Source organism: Autumnicola edwardsiae, from assembly GCF_031846505.1.
GTDB lineage: Bacteria > Bacteroidota > Bacteroidia > Flavobacteriales > Flavobacteriaceae > Autumnicola > Autumnicola edwardsiae.
This window is the reverse complement of record NZ_JAVRHP010000145.1, coordinates 1-4,747: the sequence shown is the minus strand read 5'-3', so window position 1 is coordinate 4,747 and position 4,747 is coordinate 1. Positions and strand designations below refer to the sequence as shown.

Here is a 4,747-nt window from a genome sequence, read left to right as displayed (position 1 = left end):
GCAATGTGATAGCTGGACTTTAGTGCGCCTTCACTGGTTTCCAGAATTTCAGCAATTTCCCGGTACTTTAAATCTTCAAAATATTTCATATTAAAAACCTGCTGCTGTTTAGCGGGAAGGCTGTTAATGGCTTTTTGCAGTTTAAGCTGGATCTCATTTCCGTTAAAATAGACATCGCTTTCCAGGTTCGCAATAATCTGGTCTTGTAATTCCTGGGACGAAATATGATTCTTACGTGCTTTTTTGTTTAGAAATGTAATAGACTCGTTAGTGGCTATTCTATACATCCAGGAAAACAATTGACTTTCTCCTTTAAAGTTACCAATATTTTTGAAAATTTTAATAAAGGTATTCTGCAGAATATCATCTGTATCATCGTGATTCTTCACAATATTACGAATATGCCAGTATAACCGTTCTTTATATTCAGATACAAGTTCTCTAAAAGCTTCCTGGGCGGTAGCCTTATCCTTCAGGCGTTCTATAAATTCCCTTTCAGATAGTTCCAATCTGCTTTAAGTTTGCTGAAATTTAGAAAATGAGGTCATAAAACGGTAAAGATATAGAAAAAGTTATATCCGGTAAAGGTGGAATAATTCTAATTATTGTAGGAAAATTTTGTCTAAACATGACTTTTTAGTCGTTTAAAGACATTTTTTCCTGTTTAAAAGCATTTTTTTCTTGGAATAATGGAATTAAGTTTTATCTTTATCCCAACAAAATAAAAGAAAAGTCTTTTTTTGCCCCAAATAAATCAGACTTAATTGAGTTATTTTCATTTGCCCCAAAATGGGAATAACCTTTAAAAATGGACGAACCTACTTCGTCCATTTTTTATTTGTAGTAATTTCTGAAAAAGATATTAGTGGAGTTAATCAAAGGACTGCATTTCTACAAGTTTCTGGTAATTACCACCCTTTGCCAAAAGTTCTTCGTGCCTGCCTTGTTCCACGATTTGTCCTTTTTGCATTACCACAATCTTGTCTGCATTCTGTATAGTGGATAGCCTGTGGGCAATAACAATGGAGGTTCGGTTCTTCATCATGTTTTCCAGGGCCTTTTGTACAAGTTTTTCGCTCTCTGTATCAAGTGCGGAAGTTGCCTCATCAAGGATCATTATTGGTGGATTTTTAAGTACCGCCCGGGCAATGGATAATCGTTGTTTTTGTCCGCCACTCAATTTATTCCCACTGTCGCCAATGTTTGTGTCCAGCTGGAGTGGTAGATCTTTTACAAATTCCCAGGCGTTTGCCACTTTTAGCGCATCAATAATTTCCTCTTCTGTAGCACTCTCTTTTCCAAGCGCGATGTTATTTCTAATGGTATCATTAAATAAAATAGAATCCTGTGTGACTAGCCCCATTAGTCCTCGTAAGGAAGCTTTGGAAATGTCCCTGATGTCTTTCCCATCAATATAAATAGCGCCATTATTTACATCGTAAAAACGGGTAATAAGATTGGCAATGGTAGATTTTCCGCTACCAGATTGCCCTACAAGGGCTACGGTTTCACCAACTTTTACTTCCAGTGAGAAATTCTTCAGGACCTTTTCTTTCTCATATTGAAAAGAAATGTTTTCTATGACAATGTCAGAATCAAAAGAAGTTTTATTTACAGCATCAGGTTTGTCTTTAAGATTAGTTTCAGTTTCAATAATTTCCAGGATCCGCTCGGCACTGGCATTTCCTTTTTGAATACTATAAGTTGCCTTTGAAATTGCTTTTGCCGGAGTGAGGATATTGTACGTGAGCACAAGAAAACCAATAAAAGTAGAGGCATCCATAGATCCTTCAATCAACACCATGTTTCCTCCAAACCACAGAATTACTGTAATTACCACTACTCCTAAAAATTCGCTTAAAGGAGATGCAAGGTCCTGCCTGTGCAGTAATGAATTTAGAATCCGGTTTAATCTGTTCGTACTGTTGGTGAATTTTGTTCTGAACCTATCTTCTGCATTAAAACCCTTGATGATCTTAAGGCTGGAAAGTGTCTCTTCTACCAGGGAGAGAAAATTAGCGTTTTCCTGTTGTGCGCTTGTAGATTTTGCCTTAAGTTTTTTACCTATAGAAGAAATCAATAATCCGGAAATTGGTAGAAATATAAAAACAAACAGCGTTAACTTCGGACTTATAGCGATCATCGCAAAAAGGGTGAAGATAAGCGTGAGCGGTTCTTTTATAAACATTTCCAACATGCTTAAAAAAGAAGACTGGATCTCCTGCACATCACTGGTAATGCGCGAGATAAAATCACCTTTTCGTTTTTCAGAAAAAAAGGAAATAGGAAGTTCTACAATTTTGTAATAAATTTTATTCCTTATATCACGCAGCATCCCATTGCGGACATTGGCGATAAAATACATTGCCAGGTAGTTGAAAAAATTCTTGAGAAGGAATAAAACGACAACAGCTACACAAATGGTAATTAATGCAGAAATCTGGCCATGTTCTTCAATCCTTTGATTTAAAAAATAGTTGGCATAATCACTTCCAAAATCTTTTAATCCTGAAAAGCTGCCGTCCCAGTCAGGTTCTGTTAATACTGGTTCTTCCTCCTGGAAAAGAACCTGAAGCATTGGAATAAATGCAAGAAAAGAAAGGGTGCTGAAAAGTGCATAAAAAATATTGGAAATGATATTCAGTATCGCAAAACGCTTATAGGGTTTTGCGAACTGAAGTATCTTCTTAAAATAACTCATAAGCGCGTAGGGGCTAGCCTATTTGAAGTTCTTTCTTAATTCTGGAAACTTTATCGGCTAATTCCTGATTTACTTTTTCGTGATTGTTAACTTTATCAAGATCAGCATTTACGCTGATGTAGAATTTAATTTTTGGTTCTGTACCACTTGGTCTTGCTGCGATTTTCGTGCCGCCTTCTGTGTAATAAATAAGAACATTGGATTTTGGTAAATCAATGTTCTCTTCAGTATGATCCTGAAGGTTTCGTGCAGTGGAAGATTGGTAATCCTCTATTAATACTACTTTTTCCCCATCTATTTCCTGCCATGGATTCTCACGAAGATCAATCAACATCTGCTTAATTTCCTGCTCTCCTTCAATACCCTTTTTCACTAAAGAAATCAATTCTTCGCGGTACAGGCCATATTCAGTATAAAGTTCAAGTAATTTTTTATAAAAGGAGCTACCTTCTTCCTTCATTTTCGCAGCGATTTCGCAAGCCAGAAGTGTAGACGTAACAGCGTCTTTATCCCTTACAAAATCTCCCACCATATAACCAAAACTTTCTTCCCCACCTCCTATAAAATCAAGCTCAGGATGATCTTTTATCAGTTTCGCGATCCATTTGAACCCGGTAAGGACTTCGTGGTACTCTACGTTGTAAGATTCAACTATGTTTTTAAGCATAGGAGTAGAAACAATTGTGGAGGCAACAAATTCGTTACCCTTTAATTTGTTTTCCTTTTTCCATTGCTCCAGCAGGAACCAGGTCATTACGAGCATGGTTTGGTTGCCGTTTAGCAGGATCATTTCGCCATTAAGGTCGGGAACTGCAATTCCCAGCCGGTCACAGTCGGGATCTGTACCAATTACAATATCTGCACTTTTCTCTTTCGCAAGATCCAGCGCCATTTTTAAAGCTTCCGGCTCTTCAGGATTTGGAGATTTTACCGTAGGGAAATTCCCGTCCGGTTCTTTTTGTTCCTGAACGACATTTACGTTTGTAAAGCCCGCTTTTTCAAGCACACCTGGAACCAGTGTAATCGAAGTTCCGTGAAGGGAAGTAAATATTATGCCCAGATTTTCTTTTGCTGAAGCTGAAGTATGAAAACTGCCATTTTTAACAGATGCTTTAGAAAATGCTTTATCAATTTCAGTATCAATTTCGTGGATCAATTCCTGCTTAGCATCAAAATTTACTTCACTGTATTCCAGGCTATTGATAAGGTCTACCACCTGTTTGTCCTGTGGTGGCACTAATTGTCCGCCGTCCTGCCAATACACTTTATAGCCATTATATTCCGGCGGATTGTGGCTTGCGGTTAAAACTATTCCGCAGTGACAATCAAGGTATTTTACCGCAAAAGAAAGTTCCGGAGTAGGTCTAAGGTCTGAAAATAAGTAAACTTCAACTCCATTGGCAGAGAAAACCTCTGCGACTACTTTGGCAAGTTCTTTACTGTTATTCCGGCAGTCATACGCAATGGCGGCCTTTGGTTGTTCCCCTGTAAATTCCTTTTTCAGGAAATCTGCGAGTCCCTGTGTATTTTTTCCGAGGGTATATTTATTGATCCTGTTTGTCCCAACACCCATAATGCCACGCATCCCGCCGGTACCAAATTCAAGGTTCTTGTAGAAACTTTCTTCCAGTTCCTTTGGATTATTTTCCAGAAGGTTATGGATCTCATTTTTTGTTTCCTCATCAAAAACATCAGTAAGCCAGGCTTCAGCTCTGGAGCGTATTTCAGGTTTTATCTGTGACATATCATAAAAATTTTCTTTAACAAAAATAAGGATTATATCCCGTAAACAATCTAAAAATTTCCTGTGGTTTTGTTAATTAAATAACGCTCTTTCTCTCTTTTTGACCTGAGAATGAGCTCACCCAGAAAACCTGCCAGAAAAAGCTGGCTACCAATTATCATTACAGTCAAGGCAATATAAAACCACGGGTTAGAAGTAACAAGAACGTTGGGAAGGCCGTGGTACAATTTGTAGAGCTTGGAAATACCAATCCACCCGGCAGAAATAAAACCAACTATAAACATGAGAACCCCCAGTGCGCC

At 37.9% G+C, this 4,747-nt stretch carries 3 protein-coding genes and 1 pseudogene; all 4 read right to left on the bottom strand.

The window, feature by feature from the left end:
• A partial coding sequence (locus tag RM529_RS15880; protein WP_311485728.1) for an RNA polymerase sigma factor occupies nt 1-509 on the bottom strand: 509 nt, incomplete at its 3' end.
• A gap of 362 nt (nt 510-871) precedes the next feature.
• On the bottom strand, nt 872-2,701 hold the full coding sequence (locus tag RM529_RS15875; RefSeq protein WP_311485727.1) for an ABC transporter ATP-binding protein: 1,830 nt from the start codon (nt 2,699-2,701) through the stop codon (nt 872-874).
• Between the two features lie 13 nt (nt 2,702-2,714).
• Nucleotides 2,715-4,445 (bottom strand): phospho-sugar mutase, encoded by a 1,731-nt coding sequence (locus RM529_RS15870; RefSeq protein ID WP_311485726.1) that lies wholly within the window; start codon nt 4,443-4,445, stop codon nt 2,715-2,717.
• A 50-nt stretch (nt 4,446-4,495) separates the two neighbouring features.
• Nucleotides 4,496-4,747: pseudogene (locus RM529_RS15865) on the bottom strand (glycosyltransferase); the annotation flags it as partial.

Bases quoted from the DNA above. Each gene is read 5' to 3' on its own strand.
- RM529_RS15875 (WP_311485727.1), bottom strand. From the start codon at position 2,701: ATGAGTTATTTTAAGAAGATACTTCAGTTCGCAAAACCCTATAAGCGT.
- RM529_RS15870 (WP_311485726.1), bottom strand. From the start codon at position 4,445: ATGTCACAGATAAAACCTGAAATACGCTCCAGAGCTGAAGCCTGGCTT.